The sequence below is a fragment of the Kitasatospora sp. NPDC038210 genome (assembly GCF_055600605.1).
The window spans coordinates 48,479-66,941 of the sequence record NZ_JBVJYK010000027.1; the positions used below are offsets into that span (position 1 = coordinate 48,479).

Here is an 18,463-nt window from a genome sequence, read left to right on the forward strand (position 1 = left end):
GTCGCACTCCTTACTTGTCCACCGCGATGACGCGGAACTCGCTGGTGTAGCTGCTTCCCTGACGATCCTTCAGCCACGTCTGCTCGCTGGTCGGGAGCATCTCGCCGACCGAGATGGTCAGCCGGCCGTCCGGCTGCTCGGGGGCGCCGCGGACGACGTGCGCGAAGGCGTTGACGAACAGCGGGCTGTCCAGGTCGACGTAGAACGGCTTGCTCTCGTGGGCGGCCTTGACGAAGACGAACCGGGGGATGCCGTGCTCGCGGGCCCAGGCGCGGGCGGCGGTGAACCGGGCCGCCTCGTCCTTCTCCCGGGCGAAGGCGAGTTCGGCGGGGTTGAAGCGCCAGGACTCGCGGCTGACCACCAGCCGGTCGACGGTCACCCGGGGGGTGTGCCGGCGGGCGGGCATCGGCTGGAACCGGCTGGTCACCTTGAACCCGATGGCCTCGGCGAGGAGTTCGACCAGGTCGAGCTCCGTGCCGTCCACGCCGGTCCGGGCCACCACCCGGCCGTCGCGCAGTCCGATCCGGACCTCGGAGGCGTTCAGCGCGCGCGGGTGGCCGGTCAGCCAGGAGCCCTCGTCGCCCAGCAGCAGGCGGTAGTCCCGGTCGGTGAACAGGCGGGTGGTGGTGCGGGTGGAGTAGAACCACTCCTTGGGCAGGATCGGCTGGACCCGGGGCACCGTCATGTCGGCGAGGGTCGCCCGCTCCAGCGCCTCCGGGTCGGGGTGCTGGTCGACGAAGAGCAGGTTGCGCAGGGTGTTCACGCCGACGTGCAGCTCGCCCATGACCAGCTGGTAGTCGCCGGCGGCGACCGCCTCCGGGCCGGTGGCCGCGATCATCACGTCGGGCGCCTGGTAGCGGGCGCCCGGCCAGCCGGGGGCCTCGGCCGCGAAGGCCCGGTCCACGCGCGGGCGCAGCTGCTCCGTGGTGAACTCGACGCGGCGCCCCTCCAGCGGGCCGAGCACGTCGTTCCAGCGTTCCTGCAGCTCGGTGACGGCCTGGTCGATGATCCGCTGGTCCGGCCCCAGGAGGGCGGTCTGGACGCGGGTCCAGATGTCGGTCAGCCGGGGTTCGGCGTCCGGGCGCTCGGCGACCAGCCGGTCGTAGGACCGCCGGAACTCCTCCCGGTAGGACTGTGCCACCCGCGTGGTCAGCCAGCGGGCGGAGTCCAGCATCAGGGAGAGCGGGCCGCCCAGTTCGGCGAGCAGTTCGGGGCCGACCTCGACCCGGCCGTCGCGCCGGCAGTCCTCGTAGACGAGGGTGCGGGCGCCGTACGTCTCCCCGTGCGCCCGGGTGGCGGCGGTGCCGGTCAGCTCGGTGAAGACGGTCTCCAGGTCGGCCAGGGCCCGGTCGAGCTCGTCGGGCTGGCCGGCCGCGGCCGCGACCCGGTCGCGGGCCGCGGTGAGCCGGCCGAGCCGCTCCAGGGCGTCCGCGCGCAGCGCGGGGTCGCCGATCCGCTCCAGCTGCTCGCGCAGCACCAGCTCCGGGCGCGGCTGCACCGGGAGTTCGAGGTCCCAGGCGATGAGCCCGGTGGCGCGCAGCGACTCCAGCAGGGCGAGCCCCTCCGCCTCGCCGAGGCCCAGGGCGGCGGACACCTCGACGCCGGTGCGGGCGCCGTCGCACAGCGCGAGGACGGAGCGCAGCACGGCGGCCTTGCCCTGCGGCAGGTCGACGGTGCGGCCGGGCAGCCGCAGGGTGGCGCCCTCCAGGGCGGCGGAGGGCAGCCGGCGGGGCGGGAACCAGCGGCGCAGCTCGGGGCCGGTGCCGAGGGAGCGCACCAGGGCGTCCAGGCACCACTGCTCGAAGTACACCTCGCGGCGGGCGACCAGGCCCTCGCCGGGGGTGACGGCCAGCGCCGGCCCGGCGGGGACGGCCTCGGCCCAGCCGACCGGGCCGAAGAACCCGATGGAGTCGTTCTTGACGGTGTAGCGCTGGAGGTAGCCCGCGACCAGTGCCTCGTGCTCGCGGCGGCGGGAGTTGCGCCGGCCGTCGCCGCCGACCTTGCGCACGCCGTCGGCGTAGGCCTTGCGGTTCTGCCAGATCACGGCCTCGCGGAAGCGCGGGTCGGCGGCGGTCCGGTCGAGGACGGCGGAGAGCTGGGCGAGGTCCTCGGCGAAGACCTTGTCCAGGTCGCGCTCCGCGCCGGCGACCAGTTCCTCGGCCTCGACGAGCGCGGACACCTCGGGCAGTGCGGCGAACTCGGGCCCCGGCAGGCCGCCCTTGTTGAGGCGGCTGATCGCCTTCAGCAGCGGGCGGCGCAGGGCGGTGTCGTCCCACTGGCCGGCGGCGCGCAGGTCGTCGAGGGCGGCGCGGAGCGCGTCGAGCGCCCCGGCCCGGGCGTCCGCGGCCCGGTCGCGGACCTGCAGCAGCCGGTCGGCGGCGTCCGCCGCGCCGGGCGCGGCCAGGTCGAGCACCTGGCCGGCCGGGAAGCCGGTGCCGCGCAGGCCCATGGTCCGCCACACCCGCCAGTCGCCGGACGGCAGGGGCAGCAGGTGGCCGCCGGGGTCGGTCACAGCTCGCCGTCCTCTCGGGAACCGTCGGCGGAGGCGCCCTCCTTGGCCCACAGCAGCGCGTCGATGATCGCCGCGCCCTGGGCGACGGTGCGGGTCTGCATGACGCTGCGCACCGGGACGTCGACGCCGAGGGCGTCCCGGACGCCGGAGATGAGCTGGACCGCGAGCAGCGAGTGCCCGCCCAGGTCGTAGAAGTCGTCCTCCACGCCGATGGGTTCGACCCCGAGCACGTCGGACCAGATCTTCGCCAGGGCGCGCTCGGTGTCGGTGCGGGGTGCCACGTAGCCGGTCAGGGCTTCCTCCTCGGTTGCGGCGTCGCGGGCCGCGCGCCGGGTCAGCAGGTCGGCCGGGCAGAGCTCGGCGACGGGGGTGTCGGGGCGGTCCAGGAGGTCGTCCAGGACGGTCCGGTAGTGCGCCGCCAGCTGCTCCGCGGTGGCTGCGGTGAAGATGTCGGTGCTGTACTCCAGGGCCGCGTGCAGCTCCGGCCCGGCGTCCACGACGGTGAGCATCAGCTCGTACTGGGCGGTGCGGTGCGGCAGCGGGTACGGGGTGAGGCGCAGCTGCCCCCAGGTGGCGGCGGCCCCGTCGGCGGTGCCGAGGACGAACCCGGCGGTCTCGGCGTGGGCGTGCGGCCGCTGCAGGACGAAGACCGCCTGGAAGAGCGGGTTGCGGCCGGGCTCGCGGCGCGGCTGCACAGTCTCCAGGACGAGGGACATCGGGTACGCCTGGTGGTCCAGGGCGGACAGCACCGTGCGGTGCAGCCGCTCGGTGAAGGCCCGGGGCGTCACGCCGTCCTCGAACCTGCCGCGGACGGCGACCATGTTGGTGAAGTAGCCGACGACGTCCTCGGCGTCCCGGGCGCCCCGGTTCGCGGCGGCGGTGCCGATCACCAGCTCCGGCCGGCCGCTCGCGTGGTGCAGGGCGATCTGGAAGGCGGACAGCAGCACCGTGTAGAGCGTGGTGCCGGTCTGCTGGGCGAGCGCGCGGACGCGGGCGGTGCGGTCCGCGTCGAGCCGGAACGGGATCCGCGCGCCGCGGTAGCTGGGCGCCGCCGGGTGCGGTGCGTCCAGCGGGAGGTCGAGCAGCGGCAGCGGTCCGGCGAGCTCCTCGCGCCAGTACGCCTTGAGGGCCTCGCCCGCGGGCCCGGCCAGCAGCCGGCGCTCGCGGCGGACCTGGTCGGCGTAGCGGCCGGCCGGGGCGGTCTGCTCCGGCGCGGTGCCGGCGGCCAGGGCCGTGTAGCGGCGGCCGAGTTCGGCGGTCAGGTTCACCATCGACCACAGGTCGGCGGCGATGTGGTGGACGGTCAGCAGCAGGACGTGGGAGTCCTCGGCGCGGACCAGCAGGTCGGCCCGGAGCACCGGGTCGTGTGCCAGGTCGAACGGGCGGTGGGCGAGGGCGGAGAGCCGCTCGGCGAGCCGGTCCGGGTCGTCCCCGGCGGCGTCGGTCACCCGCAGCTCGATCTCGTTCCCGGTCGGGACGGGGACGGTCTCGCCGCCGGTCACCCGGTAGCGGGTGCGCAGCATCTCGTGCCGGTCGGCGACCTGCCGCAGGGCGGTGCGCAGCGCGTCGGTGTCCAGCGGGCCGGCCAGGTCGAGGGCGACCGGGATGTTGTAGGCGGTGGAGCCCGGGTCCTGCTGCTGCACGTGCCAGATCGAGCGCTGGCCGAGGGTCATGCCGGGCTCGTCGGCCGGGCTGCCGCCGGCGGCCGGTGCGTCGTCGGCGGGGCCGTGCTGCGGGTCGGCGACGAGGGTGGCCGCCGCGGCGAGGGCGTCGAGGTCGGCGCCGCCGAGCATCAGGCTGAGCGGCAGCTCGACGCCGAGGTCCTCGCGGATCCGGTTGGCGAGCAGTACGGCGGCCAGCGAGTCGATGCCCAGGCTGGTCAGCGGCACGCCGGTGGTGGCGACCTGGTCGGCGGCGCCGCCCAGCGCGTCGGCGATCCGCTGCCGCAGCACCCGGTGGACCAGCGCCGTGCGCTCGGCCGGGGCCAGGGCGGCCACCTCGGCCGGGCCGGGCACGGTCTCCGCGGCCACCTCGGCCGGGCCGTCGCCGAGCGCCTCGAACTCCCCGGCGGCGTACCGCAGGCGGCTCAGCGAGCGCTGGATCTTGCCGCTGGTGGTCTTGGGCACGGTGCCGGGCTTGAGCAGCAGCACCTCGTGGACGGCGACGTCGCACCGGTCCATCACCGCCGCGCGCACGGCCGCGGTGGCCTCGGCGACGTCGATCGTGGCCAGCGCGCGGCCCTCGACCTCCTGGAGGACGACGAGCACCTGCTCGCCGTCGTGCTCGGCGGCGACGGCGGCGCCGCAGCCGGAGCGGAAGGCGGGGTGGGCGCCCTCGGCGGCGAGTTCGACGTCGGTGGGGTAGAAGTTGCGGCCGCGGACGATGATCAGGTCCTTGTGGCGGCCCGTCACGTACAGCTCGTCGTCGGCGAGGAAGCCGAGGTCGCCGGTGCGCAGCCAGGTGCGCGGGTCCGCGTCGTCCTGGCCGGCGGGGCGGGCGGCGAAGACCTCGGCGGTGGTGTCCGGGTTGTCCCAGTAGCCCCGGGCGACGCTCGGCCCGTGCACCCAGATCTCGCCGACCCGGCGCTCGGGCAGCGGTTCCCGGGAGGCGGGGTCGACGATGAGCAGCTGCTGGTCGGCGGCGGGCCGGCCGGTGCCGACCAGGGCGCGGGCCACGCCGTCCGGGCCGGGCGCGTCGGCCCGGCCGGCCTCCAGGCCGGCGGCGTCCACCTCCAGCACGGTCGGCTCGGCGGCCGCCGCGGTTCCGGTGACGAACAGGGTCGCCTCGGCCATGCCGTAGCAGGGCAGGAAGGCGCTGCGGCGGAAGCCGCAGTCCCCGAAGGCCGCCTCGAAGGCGTCCAGGGTGGAGGCGCGGATCGGCTCGGCGCCGTTGAAGGCGACCCGCCAGTTGCTGAGGTCGAGCTCGGCGCGGTCCGCGTCGGTGGCCAGCCGGGCGCACATCTCGTACGCGAAGTTGGGGCCGCCGCTGAGTTCGGCGCCCTCGGCGGAGATGGCCCGCAGCCACTGCATCGGGCGGCGCAGGAAGCTCATGGGGGACATCAGGGTGACCGGGAAGCCGGCGTACAGCGGGGTGAGGATGCCGCCGATCAGGCCCATGTCGTGGTACGGCGGGAGCCAGACGACGGCGCTGGTGTCCTGGTGGCAGTCGAACGCCTCGCTGATCATGCCGAGGTTGTGCAGCAGGTTGCCGTGGCTGAGCATCACGCCCTTGGGCGCCGCCGTCGATCCCGAGGTGTACTGCAGGAAGGCGGGGCTGTCGGCGTCGGGGAGGTGCCCGCTCCACTGCCCGGCGAGGGCGGTGTCGAGCCCGTCGGTGGCCGCCGTGCGCAGTCCGTCCAGGCCGAGCCCGGCGCCGTCCCGGCCGAGCAGGTCGAGCACCGGGGAGACGGTGAGGGCGAAGCCGGCCCGGGCGTCGGCGGCGATGGAGCCGAGCCGGGAGGCGTTGCGCAGGGAGCGCGGCGGGTAGACGGGCACGGGCACGACCCCGGCGTAGAGGGCGCCGAAGAAGGCCCTGATGTAGTCCAGGCCGGGCGGGTAGAGCAGCAGGGCGCGGTCGGTGGCGGCGGCGCCCTGCTCCCGCAGGAGGCCGGCCACCGTGCGGGCGTCCCGGTCCAGTTCGGCGTAGCTGATGGTCTCGGCGGCGTCGCCGTCGCCGAGGAAGCGGTAGGCGGTGCGCTCCGGGGCCGCTTCGGCCCGGCCGCGCAGCAGCCCGACGAGGGTCGAGGTCATGAGCGGGTTCCCCCCTGGTCGGTGGTCCGGCCCGGGGCGCCGGCGGCCGCGGCCACCTCGGCGCGCCGGATCTTGCCGGACGAGGTCTTCGGGAGCGCGGCGGCGAACTCGACGCCGCCGGGCACCTGGTGCGGCTGGAGCCGTTCCCGGCACCAGGCGCTGAGCTCGGCCGCGGTGAGCGGTCCGGTCGCCACGACGGTGGCGCGGACCCGCTGGCCGCCGTCCGCCAGGGTCTCGCCCCACACGGCGGCCTCGGCGAGCAGCGGGTGGCCGAGCAGGACCCGTTCGACCTCGACCGGGTTGACCTTCTTGCCGCCCACGTTGACGAAGGTGTCCTTGCGGCCGATCAGGTGCAGTCGGCCGGCGGCGTCGAGCCGGGCCAGGTCGCCCGTGCGGTACCAGCCGCCCCGCAGGACCTCGGCGGTGGTCTCCGGCCGGTCCAGGTAGCCCAGGAACATGGCGGGGGTGCGGACCAGCAGCAGTCCTTCCGCGCCGGGGGCGACGTCCCGGTCGGCGTCGTCGACCAGCCGCAGTTCCACGCCGGGAACCGGCCGGCCGACCCCGTCGGCGTCGGCCGGCGCCGCGTCCGGGCCGGGCGCCGTGTCGGGCTCGGGCCGCCGGCAGGCGATGATCCCGGCCTCCGTGCAGCCGTAGACCTCGCTGACCCGGACGCCGAAGCGCTCGGCGAAGCGGTCCGCGGTGTCCGGGTGCAGGGCCGCCCCGGAGGACAGGCACAGCCGCAGCGGCAGCGGGCCGCCGGGGGCGCTCGCGCCGGCCGAGCGGGCCAGCAGGTCGCAGGCCAGCGGGGTGGCGACGAGCACGGTGGCGCCGGTGCGCTGCAGTTCGCCGAGGAGCCGGCCGGGGGTGAACCGGCCGAGCAGCACCAGCCGGGCGCCGGTCAGCAGCGAGGTGACCAGGCCGGCGACCATCCCGAAGGAGTGCAGCAGCGGGACGGCCGTCAGCACGGTGTCCTCGGGGCCGTAGCCGAAGGAGGCCCGGTAGATCAGGCCGCCCTGCACCAGGTTGTGCTGGGTGTGCACAGCCGCCTTGGGCTCGCCGGTGGAGCCGGAGCTGAACTGGTGCAGGAACGGGGCGTCCCCGTCCGGCTCGGCCGGGGCCGGCCGGTCCGTCGCGTCGGCGTGCAGCAGTCCGTCGGTCTCCACGACCGGGCCCGCCCAGCCGTCGGCGGCGGCCACCGCGGCGAGCCGCTCGGCCCGGCCGATCAGCACGGCGTCGGCGGCGCCGGACGCCAGAGCGGCGAGCTGGGCCGGCGCGGCGCCGGGCTCGGCGGGCACCAGCCGGACACCGGTGCGCGCGGCGGCCAGGAAGGCGATGACGCAGTCCGGGGTGTTGTCGAACAGCAGGACGGCGGTGCGGCCGGTGCCCGCCCCGGCCGCGGCGAGCCGGGCGGCGGCCCGCTCCGTCTGCCGGTGCAGGGTGGCGAAGTCGAGCGCGGTGCCCTGCAGTTCGACGGCGGTGCGGCCGGGCCACCGGTCCGCGGCGGCGGCCAGCAGGCCGCCCAGGGTGCGCGGGGTGTCAGCGGCGGACAGCATCGGCGTCCTCCTCGGCGGCCTGGAAGTCGAGCGCCTGGTGGCGGAAGTAGTGGTCGTACAGCTCCGCGTACCGGCCGCCGGCCGCCAGCAGGGCGTCGTGGGTGCCCTGTTCGACGATCCGGCCGCCGTCGACGACGAGGATGCGGTCGGCCTTGCGGACGGTGGGCAGGCGGTGCGCGACCACGACGGTGGTCCGGCCGGCGGAGACCGCGTCCAGCCCCTCCTGCACCTGGGCCTCGGTCAGCGGGTCCACGCTCGCCGTGGCCTCGTCCAGGATCAGCAGCGACGGGTTGCCGAGCATCACCCGGGCCAGCACGATCAGCTGCCGCTGGCCCGCGGAGAGGGTGCCGCCGCCTTCGTTGACCGGGGTGTCGATGCCCTCGGGGAGGACGTCGAGCCAGTCGCCGCCGGCCACCGAGCGGGCGGCGGCCAGGATCTCCTCCGGGGTCGCGCCGGCCCGGCCGAAGCCGATGTTCTCCCCGACGGTGCCGGTGAAGAGGAACGGCGCCTGCGGGACGATGCCGAGGTGACCCTTGTAGGCGTCCAGGTCCAGGGTGCGGATGTCCTGGCCGTCGACGAGCAGTTCACCGCCGCCGAACTCGTAGGCCCGGGTGATCAGCCGGATGATGCTGGACTTGCCGGCGCCGGTGTGCCCGACCAGGGCGACCGTCTCACCGCTGTCGATCTTCAGGTCGAGCCCGGTCAGGACCGGCTTGTCGGCGCGGTAGCCGAAGTCGACCCCGCGGAACTCGACGGTGCCGTCCAGCCGGGGCACCGGGCGCGCGTCGCTCTGCTGCACGGCGGGCTCCAGGTCCACCAGGGCGAAGATCCGCTCGGAGGCGGCCAGGCCCTGCTGGAACTGGTTCCAGAAGGAGGCGATGCTGGTCAGCGGGAACCAGAACAGCATCAGGGCTTCCAGGAACAGCGACCACTCGCCCGCCGTGACGGAGCCGTCGGTCAGCAGGTTCCCGCCGAGCACCACCACGCCGACGGTGCCGAGGCCGGTGAGCGTCAGCAGCAGCGGGAAGATCCCGCTGAACAGCCGGTTCAGCTTGACGGTGGCCCGGAACCAGCGCTGGTTGACCTCGACCAGCCCGGCGTGGGTGGACTCCTCCCGCTGGAAGTTGCGGGCCACCGCGATGCCGCGCAGGGTCTCCTGCACGTAGGCGTTGATCTGCGCCAGGGAACGCTGCTGCTGCTGGGACGCGCGCCGCGACACCCACCGGAAGCCCAGGCTGACCAGCACGATCAGGGCGGCGGTCACCGCGGTGACCAGGGCCAGCGGGACGTTGATGACGAACATGGCGACCAGCAGCAGCCCGATCATCAGGACCTGGCCGACCAGCCCGAGGGTGAGCGTGGCGAGGGTGGCGAACGCCTGCGTGTCGGCGGTGATCCGGCTGGCCACCGACCCGGACGCCTGGTCGTCGTGGAAGGCCATGTCCTGGCGGAGCACCGCCTCGAACGCGCGGCGGCGCATCTCCAGGACGACGTCGCCGACCAGCACGCCGACGGCCCGCTGCTGGAAGAAGGTCAGCAGCCAGGCGACCAGACCGGTGCCGAGCGCGGCCCCGGTCAGCGGCAGCACCGCGTCGCCGACGCTCTCGCGGGCGGCGTTGTCCACGATGTCGGCCACCAGCAGGGGGAACGCGGCCCCGGCCACCGCCGCGCCGACCACGGCCAGCGCGATCAGCACCACCGTGGCGCCCTTGGCGGCGAACAGCGGCCTGATCCGGCGCAGCAGTTCGCGGTCGCCGTAGGACCGGTCGTAGCTGTCGGCGGTGATCCCGTCGAGAATGTCTGCCATCAGTGGACTCCCTCTCCGGACCGGCCGGCCGTCTCCTGCAGGTGCGGCGCGAAGATCCGGTGGTACAGCTCGCAGCTCTCCAGCAGTTCCTCGTGGCGTCCGCGGCCGACGATGCGGCCCTTGTCCAGCACCAGGACCAGGTCGGCGCTGCGGATCCGGGACAGCCGGGGGGTGACCATGAACGTGGTGCGGCCCGCCGCGGCCCGCCGGACGGCCTGCTGGATCCGCTCCTCGGTGGCGCTGTCCACCGCGCTGGTGGAGTCGTCCAGGACCAGGATCCGCGGGTCGGCCAGCAGGGCGCGGGCGATGGCGATGCGCTGGCGCTGGCCACCGGACAGGGTGGCCCCGCGCTCGCCGACCATCGTGTCGTAGCCGTGCTCGGTGTCCGCGATGAACTCGTGGGCGTGCGCGGCCCGCGCGGCCTCCTCCAGTTCGGCCCGGGTGAGCTCCCGGTCCGCGCCGAAGGCCAGGTTGTCCGCGATGGACCGGGAGAACAGCACCACGTCCTGCTCGATCACCGAGATCTGCGAGCGCAGCGTCTGGGCGTGCCAGCCGGTGGTGGCCACGCCGTCGACCAGCACCTCGCCGGAGTCCGGCGCGTACGTCCGGTTCAGCAGCTGCAGCAGCGTGGACTTGCCGCTGCCGGTCGGCCCGACCAGGGCCACCGTCATGCCCGGCTCCACCGTGAAGGAGACGTCCTCCAGGACCGGCTTGTCGCCGTGCCCGAAGGAGACCTTGTCGAAGACCACCGTGCCCTCGATCTGCCCGCGGTGGCCGGCGTCGGTGTCCTCGGAGCCGGCGCGGTCGGTGATGACCTCCAGGATCCGCCGGGCGCCGGCGATCCCGAGGAAGATCAGGCCGATGCTGAACGAGGCCAGCTGGGTGGGCGCCCGCAGGGAGCCCATCAGCCCGAGGAAGCCGACGAACTGACCGACCGTCAGCGAACCGTCGGAGACCAGGTGGGCGCCGTGCAGCAGGCCCGCCGCCAGCGCGGCCACCAGCAGCAGGGTGGGCAGGTACAGGGCCTGCTCCTTGGCCTGGCGCACCGAGGCGTCCCGGTAGGCCGTCGCCTTCTCCATGAACCGGTGCTGCTCGGCGGCCCGCCGACCGGTGGCGTCGACGGTCTCGATCCCGGCGATGGTCTGCGAGACCTGGGCGCTGAGCTCGCCGAAGCGGGCCCGGGTGGCCCCGGCCGCCGGGTCGAGCCGGCGGCCGTACTCGGCCAGCGCCACGGCGAACAGCACCAGGAACACCAGCGGCACCAGCAGCAGCCGGGCGTCGATCAGGCCGATGAACACGATCGGCACGATCAGGCCGAGCAGCATGTCCAGGGTGAGGTCCAGGCCGGGCGACAGCATCAGGTTGACGGTCTGCGCGTCACCGGTGACCCGGGCCGAGAGGTCGCCCACCCGGCGCCGGTTGAAGAACTGCTGGCCCTTCTGGAGCAGCGCGGAGAACAGCGTGGACCGCACGTCGCGCTCCAGGCCGCAGGCGTACGCCTCCAGCGAGTAGGTGGCGACGAAGCCGGCGACGCCGCGCACCGCGACCAGGGCCAGCAGCACCAGCACCATGGTGTCGAACCGCCCCTGGTCCGGGGTGGTGCCGAGCAGGGCGTCGAAGGCGGTGCCGATCACGACCGGGACCGCCGCGGCCAGCAGGTGCCACACCACCGAGCCGGCCAGGTGGGCCGTGATCCAGCCCTTGGACCGGGCGAGGTGGGACCGCAGGAACGGGCCGACCCGCTCGCCGGCTGCCGGGGGCGGGGCCGCGCGCCGCTGCTTCGCGGTGGTCGCGCTGGTCATGCGTTCTCCAGGGGGGTGTCGTCCGGGGCCGGGCGGGGGTCCTGCAGGTAGCCGCTGCGGACCAGCTCGGTGAGGTACGTGTGCAGCAACTGCTCGTCGATCGGCGGGCAGTCGGTGCCGGACTCCCGGTACGCCGACCGGGCGGAGCCGGGTACGGCCGCCCCCAGGCCGCCGGGGGCGGAAGCGGGGGCCGCGCCGTCGCCGGGGGCGGCGAACAGCGGCAGGAACGGGAAGAGGGCGTTGTCCCAGGAGGTCTCGGCGGACTCCCGGAGGGCGGTCAGCCAGTCGCCGTAGGAGACCTTGCGCAGCGGGTAGCCGTAGCCGGTGACCCAGGCGAAGACCGTGCCGAGCCCGACGGGCTCGGGGTGGGCCAGGTCGTACGAGCCGGGCTCGGCTCCCGTGCGGGAGGCGAGCGCCAGCAGGGCCCCGGCGACCCGGTCCACCGGCACGAGCTGCACCGGAAGGTCGAGGTCGGGGTAACACCCCAGCTGAACACTGCCCTTGATGATCGCCCAGATCAAGTCCTTGGGGTTGCCGATTCCGGTGGCGCTGTGCCCGCCGATGTAGTCGGGACGGTGCACGTCGACCGGGACGCCCCGCTCGCGGGCGGCCACCGCCAGGTGCTCGGCGGCCCACTTGCTCTGGTTGTAGCCGCCGGTGACGGGCGCCGCGGCGGTGCCCGGCTCGGGCACCGAGGCCGTGGAGACGTGGTGCACGGGGATGCCGCCGCCGCGCGCGGCCAGTCGCAGCACCTCCTGGGTGCCGTCGACGTTGGCGGCCCGCAGCGTGGCGTACGGCAGGGTGAAGCTCACCCAGGCCCCGCTGTGGTGCACGGCGTCGACGGTCCGGGCGAGTTCGTCGAAGCGCTCGGCGGTGAGGCCCAGCAGCGGCTGCGCCAGGTCACCGGGCTCCACCACGACCCGGCCCGGCGCGGGCTCGGGAAGTCCCAGGTCGGCGAGGGCCTTCACCAGCCGCCGCATGCCGTCCTCGGGGTCGTCGGCCCGCAGCAGGCAGTGGACGGTGGCCCGGGTGTCGCGCAGCAGCCCGTCCAGCAGGTGGGCGCCGAGGAAGCCGGTGGCGCCGGTCAGCAGGACGGCCGCGGGCTCCCCGGTGCGGGGGCGGTGCGCACCGGGCGCCACCCTGATCTCCGGGTCCAGCACCGGCGGTGCGCTCGGCCCCGCCGCCGGGTCGTCCGCTTCGGCGCCGGTGTCCGGCGCCGTGCGGGCGGCGTCCACCCGCTGGGCCAGCTCGGGCACCGTGGTCGCCTCGAACAGGGCGATCAGCGGCAGGTCCACCGCGCAGGCGCGGCGCAGTTCGAACTGCACCCGGGGCACCAGCAGGCTGTGCCCGCCGAGTTGGAAGAAGTCGTCCTCGGCGGTGACGTCCCGCTGCCCCAGGACCTTCTCCCAGATCCCGGCGACCAGTTCCTCGGTGGCCGTGGCGAACACCGCCGCGGGCCGCTCGACCGGCTCCTCGGCGGGCGCCGGCAGGGCCTTGCGGTCGTGCTTGCCGTTGGCGTTCAGCGGCATCCGGTCGAGCAGCGTGATGGTGGACGGGACCATGTAGTACGGCAGTTGGGTGCGCAGGTGGTCCTGGAGGTCCACCGGCTCGGGCGTGCGGCCCGCGCGGGGCTCCACGTACCCGGCGAGCCGGCGGTCGCCCTTGGCGTCCACGTGGACGACGACCGCCGCGGCCTGCACGTCGGGGTGCTTGCCGAGGACCGACTCGACCTCCTCCAGCTCGATCCGGAAGCCGCGGATCTTCACCTGGCGGTCCACCCGGCCCAGGACCTCCACGTCGCCGGTGGGCAGCAGCCGGGCGAGGTCGCCGGTGTTGTAGAGGCGGTCGCCGGGCCGCTCGCTGTACGGGTGCGGCAGGAACCGCTCGGCGGTCAGCGCGGGGCGGCCGACGTAGCCGCGGGCCAGCGCCAGGCCGCCGATGTACAGCGTCCCGTTGACCCCGACCGGCACCGGCCGGAGCCGGTCGTCGAGGACGTAGAACTGGGTGTTGGGCAGCGGCCGGCCGATCGGGACCGGCTCCTCCTCGGAGCGCTCCGGCATCGGGGTCTCGAACAGGCCGCTGTCCACGGTGGACTCGGTGATGCCGTACGAGTTGACCAGCCGGGTGCCGGGCGGGCAGAGCTTCTTGAGGTTCCAGTAGTCGCTCATGAACCAGATGTCCGCGCCGACCGCCAGCACCTTGAAGTTGTCCAGCAGCCTGCCCTGTTCGGCGACGTGGGCGCTGAGCAGCCGGATCACCACGGGGACGAGGTCGGCGAAGTCGACGCGCTCGCGCTGGAGCAGGTCGTACAGCTTGGCCGGGTCCAGCAGCGTCTCGCGGTGGCAGAGCACCAGGGTGCCGCCGGAGCACAGGGCGCGGACCATGTCGCCGGTGAACACGTCGAAGGCGATGTTGGCGGCCTGGAGGTGGCGGTGCACCACGGTGCCCAGCTCGTAGACCCGCTCCCAGGAGCGGTAGGCGCTCATCAGCGCGCCGTGGGTGAGCATCGCGCCCTTGGCCCGGCCGGTGGAACCGGAGGTGTACACCAGGAAGGCCAGGTTGCCGGAGACCGGCTGCGGGGCGTCCGCGGGCTCGGCCTCGGCGGCGTCGGTTCCGGCAGCCTCGGCCAGCCAGTCGTCGAACCAGCCGACGGTCATCCCGTCGGTGAGGCCGGGCACCGTGCCGGCGATGTCGTGCCGGGTGAGCAGCAGCCGGACCGAGGCGTCCGTCAGGATGAAGCGCAGGCGGTCCACCGGGTTGGCCGGGTCGAGCGGCACGTACGCGCCGCCGGCCTTCAGGACGCCGAGCACCGCGGCCACCGAGTCGGCGCAGCGCGGTGCGCACAGGCCGACCCGGACCTCCGGGCCGACGCCGAGGGCGCGCAGCCGGGCGGCCACGATGCCGGCCCGGCGGTCGAGTTCGCGGTAGGTGACCCGGTCCTCGCCGTCCACCACGGCGACGGCGTCGGGGGTGGCGCGGACGTGCTCTTCGAACAGCCGGTGGACGCACTCGTCGGGGCCGACCTCGACGGAGATCCGGTTGTCCCGGGTCAGCACCTCGGTGCGCTCGGCCTCCGACAGCAGCGGCAGTTCGGACAGGCGCAGCCCCGGATCGGCCACCGCTGCCCGGAGCAGCCGCTCGAAGTGGCCGGCCATCCGCTCGATCGTCGCGTCGGCGTACAGGTCGGTGTTGTACTCCCAGTCGCAGCGCAGCCGTTCGCCCTCGTCGACGACGTCGAGGCTGAGGTCGTACATGGCGGTGCGCCGGCCCTCCCCGGTGAACGGGGAGATGCGCAGGTCGGCCAGGTCGAGGGCGGCGCGCGGCACGTTGTGCAGCGAGAGCATGGTCTGGAACAGCGGGGCGCGGCTGAGGTCGCGGTCCGGCTGGATCTCCTCGACGACCTGCTCGAACGGCACGTCGTGGTGGGCGAAGTCGGCCAGGCAGGCCTGCTTGGTGCGGGCCAGCAGCTCGCCGAAGGCCGGGTCGCCGGACAGGTCGCCGCGCAGCGCCAGGGTGTTCACCAGGAACCCGATGAGCGGCTCGGTCTCGGGCCGGTTGCGGCCCGCCACCGAGGTGCCGACCACGATGTCGTCCTGCCCGGAGTAGCGGTGGAGCAGGGCCGTGTAGCCGGCCAGCAGGGTCATGAACAGCGTGGCGCCGGTCCCGGCGGCGACGGCGCGCAGGCCGGCGGTCGCCTCGGCGGACAGGTGGAAGGAGCGGGTGCGGCCGGCGTAGGTCTGCACCGGCGGGCGGGCCCGGTCGGTCGGCACCGCGAGGCTGGGCAGTTCGCCGCGGAAGCGCTCGCGCCAGTGGGCCAGGCCCTCGGCCCGGCTCTCCGCGCTGCGGCCGCGCTGCCAGTGGGCGTAGTCGGCGTACTGGACGTCCAGCGGCGGCAGCGGGTCCGTGCCGCCGTCCCGCAGGGCCGCGTAGACGGTGGCGAACTCCCGGGTGAGCACGCCCATCGACCAGTCGTCGGTGATGATGTGGTGCAGGTTGATCAGGGCGACGGTCTCGTCGTCGGTGAGCCGGACGAGGGTCACCCGGAACAGCGGGCCGCGGCTCAGGTCGAACGGGGCGGCCGCGTGCGCGGCGGCGAGCCGCCGCACCTCGTCCTCGGCGTCGGCGGTGCCGCGCAGGTCGACGGTCGCGGGCTGCCAGTCGACGGCCTCGGCCGCGGTGACGAGCTGCACCGGTTCGCCGTCGACCGAGCCGAAGGCGGTGCGCAGGGTCTCGTGCCGGCGCACCAGGGCCCGGAAGGCGGCGGTGGCCACGTCGAGGTCCACCGGGCCCTGCAGGCGCAGCGCGTACGGCATGTTGTACGCGGTGTCGCCCGGGTTGAGCTGGGCGAGGAACCACAGCCGCTGCTGGGCGTAGGAGAGCGGTGCCCCGCCGTCCGAGGGACGGCGGATGATCCCGGTGGGGGCCGCGGCGGCGCGTTCGCGCAGGCGGCTCATCAGGAGGGCGTACTTGGCGGGCGACTGCTCCTTGAGCCGCTGCAGCTTCTCCGACGTGTCGGTCATGCCGCGCCCTTCCCGGCCGTCTCGGCGAGCTGGACGAGGGCCGCGGCGGCGGCGTCGGCCGCGGCGGCGGGGGCCGCGGTGCCGGTCCAGGTGAGGTGGAGCCGGCCGTCGCGCAGGTGGCCGACGACGTACGGCGTCCGGGCGCGCGGGCCGAACGGGGCGACCAGGTCGTGGTCGGCGGAGCCGGCGTGCTGCAGCGGGCCGCCGGCCGCGGGCAGCGCGTCGAGGTCGCCGAGGTGGGTGATGCCGACCGGGACGGCGCCGGCGGGGGCGGCGACGGGCGTGGCGAGGGCCGTGCGGACCCGCTCCAGGGTCTGCCCGGGCCCGTTGCCGGGCTCGGTGGCCGCAGCGGTCACCGCGAACAGGCCGGCCGGGTGCGGGAGCGCGCCCGTCTGGTCGTCGACGGCGAGCAGCAGGCCGCTCGCCCCGCAGGCCTCGGTGAGCCCGTGGGTCACGGCGGCCGCCACCAGGGCGGCGAGCGGGGTGCCGGTGGCGGTGAGCGCGGCGGTGGCCGCGGCGTCGAGCACGGTGCGGCGGACCGGGTCCGGTGCGCCGTCGGCCGGCGTCGCGGGCGGGGTCCAGAGGTCACCGGTGACCGGGGCCGGGGCGGCGGGCTCCGGCACGGCCCGCGGGGCGGGCGCGGCGGGCAGTCCGGCCGGCTCGCCGGCCGCGATCCGGCCGAGCGCGGCGCCGAGGTCGTCGAGCATCCGGCGCCAGCCGTCGACGTCCGCGGCCAGCTCGTGGGCGATCAGCAGCAACTGGGGTGCGCGGTCGCGCTGTTCGGCCAGCGCGGCGGTGAACAGCGGTCCCTGCTCCGGGTTCAGCCGGGCGCGCAGCCGCTGGGCCGCCACCCGCAGGGCGGCGGGGACGCGGCCGGGGTCCTTCCCGGTGAGGTCGAGGACGGCCACCGGCACGCCGCCGGCAAGCCCGGCCACCTGGCGCCGCCAGCCGCCGTCCTGCTGCCGGAACCGGGCGCGCAGGCCGTCGTGGCGCTGGACCAGGGCGAGCACGGCCTTGCGGACGGTGTCCGCGGTGGTGCCCTCCGGCAGGTCGAGCAGCAGGGCGCGGGCCCGGCCAGCGAGGCCGTCTCCGGCCTGCTCCAGCAGCAGCTGCTGGGCGGGGGTGGGCCGGTCGTCGGCCGTCCGCGCGTCCTCGGCGTCCGGGGCGAGCCGCTTGCCGGTGTCGGGGGCCGGGTCGGGCAGGGCCCGCCGGTCGACGGCGCCGTCGGCCTGCCGCGGGATCTCGGCCAGCTCCACCCAGTGCTCGGGCAGCAGGATCTCGGGCAGCCGGGCGCCGACGGCGGCCCGGGCGGCGTCCGGGGTCAGCCCGGTGCGGGGCGCGTAGTACGCGGCCATCCGCCGGCCGAGCCGGCTGCGGTCGCCCGGGTCGGTGTAGCCGATGGTGGCGAGCATGGAGCGGACGCGTCCGGTGTTGACCGGGGTGCGCAGCTCGGCGTCGGCCTCGTCCCGGGCGAGGTGGCCGAGCCGGACCTCCCAGCGGGTCGGCGACTCGTAGTTGTGGTAGCCGCGCTCCAGCCGGTGCACGTACACGCCGACGTCGTTGATCATGCAGTTGGAGCTGCAGAAGCCGGTGTCCTTCGGCGCCGCCCAGAGCGTCTCGGCGCTCGCCAGGAAGGCCCGGATGTCGTCCTTGGTGACGTCGGAGTAGCGGTAGTAGTCGACCACCTCGACGCGGTCCAGCACCCCGTCCGAGAGGTCGGAGCCGACCTGGTGGTAGACCTTGCGGCCGACCTCCAGCTGCTGCTCGATGCGGGCCGGGTCGAACTCGCCGTTGCGGTAGAACCACAGCAGGCGCTCGTCGATGATCTGGCCCCGGGACAGTCCGGTGACGATGCTCGGGATGCCGCGCTCGTGGGCCAGCTGGTGGCTGAGGTCGAGCAGCGACCGGAAGCAGCCGTTGCAGACGCTCTTGTGCTGCTCCAGGCTGCGCAGGAAGATCCGGTTCTGGTCGGCCCGGGTCATCGTGAGGTGCTCGATGCCCAGCGCCTTGGTGATCGTCTCGACGTTCTCCAGCGCCGTCCGGGAGATGAAGCCGTTGTCGAAGGTGAAGGTCATCACCCGCAGGCCCATCCGGACGAGCTGGTGCAGCACGTAGGTGCTGTCCTTGCCGCCGCTGAACAGCAGCAGGGCGTCGTACTCGGAGCCGGCCGCCTCCGCGCGCTCGCGCAGGATCCGGGTGAACTCGTCGATCTCGCCGAAGTAGGAGAGGATCTCGGACCCGTGCTCGGCGTGCATCAGGCACAGGTCGCAGACGCCGTCCCGGTCCAGCCGGGTGCCGGGGTAGGCGGCGTCCATGCCGCAGCGCACGCAGTGCTCGGCCGGGACGGAGTCGACGGACACGCCCTGGAAGACGACGGCGCAGTCGGCGATCCGGTCGTCGGCGAGCAGGGCGTCCTCGATCTGCCGCTCCAGGACGCGGATGCCCGCGCGGTCCAGGGAGTCCGCCGGCTCGGGGGCGGCCGTGGTGTCGGTGGCCGTGGTGTCGGGGGTGGTGGTCACG

Annotated in this window: 7 protein-coding genes; all 7 read right to left on the reverse strand. The window is 75.0% G+C overall.

What is annotated here, in order from left to right:
* Positions 1–10: 10 nt before the first annotated feature.
* From ACZ7KX_RS35425 to ACZ7KX_RS35455, 7 genes are read right to left on the reverse strand one after another with little or no spacing between them, the layout of a single operon-like run.
* Positions 11–2,512, reverse strand: coding sequence for a lantibiotic dehydratase (locus tag ACZ7KX_RS35425; RefSeq protein WP_470330101.1), 2,502 nt, complete (start codon positions 2,510–2,512; stop codon positions 11–13).
* The gene (locus tag ACZ7KX_RS35430) at positions 2,509–6,261 is read right to left on the reverse strand and encodes a condensation domain-containing protein (protein ID WP_470330102.1); all 3,753 of its coding nucleotides are present in this window, start codon (positions 6,259–6,261) and stop codon (positions 2,509–2,511) included. Before ACZ7KX_RS35430 ends, ACZ7KX_RS35425 begins: the two co-directional genes overlap by 4 nt.
* On the reverse strand, positions 6,258–7,814 hold the full coding sequence (locus ACZ7KX_RS35435; protein WP_470330103.1) for a class I adenylate-forming enzyme family protein: 1,557 nt from the start codon (positions 7,812–7,814) through the stop codon (positions 6,258–6,260). The genes ACZ7KX_RS35430 and ACZ7KX_RS35435 overlap by 4 nt, the downstream gene beginning before the upstream one ends.
* Positions 7,798–9,621 (reverse strand): ABC transporter ATP-binding protein, encoded by a 1,824-nt coding sequence (locus ACZ7KX_RS35440; protein WP_470330104.1) that lies wholly within the window; start codon positions 9,619–9,621, stop codon positions 7,798–7,800. Before ACZ7KX_RS35440 ends, ACZ7KX_RS35435 begins: the two co-directional genes overlap by 17 nt.
* A complete protein-coding gene (locus ACZ7KX_RS35445) occupies positions 9,621–11,423 on the reverse strand; it encodes an ABC transporter ATP-binding protein (protein ID WP_470330105.1) in 1,803 nt (600 codons plus the stop codon). The genes ACZ7KX_RS35440 and ACZ7KX_RS35445 overlap by 1 nt, the downstream gene beginning before the upstream one ends.
* Positions 11,420–15,943 (reverse strand): non-ribosomal peptide synthetase, encoded by a 4,524-nt coding sequence (locus ACZ7KX_RS35450; RefSeq protein ID WP_470330106.1) that lies wholly within the window; start codon positions 15,941–15,943, stop codon positions 11,420–11,422. The genes ACZ7KX_RS35445 and ACZ7KX_RS35450 overlap by 4 nt, the downstream gene beginning before the upstream one ends.
* On the reverse strand, positions 15,940–18,462 hold the full coding sequence (locus tag ACZ7KX_RS35455) for a condensation domain-containing protein (protein ID WP_470330107.1): 2,523 nt from the start codon (positions 18,460–18,462) through the stop codon (positions 15,940–15,942). Before ACZ7KX_RS35455 ends, ACZ7KX_RS35450 begins: the two co-directional genes overlap by 4 nt.
* Between the last annotated feature and the right edge of the window lies 1 nt (position 18,463).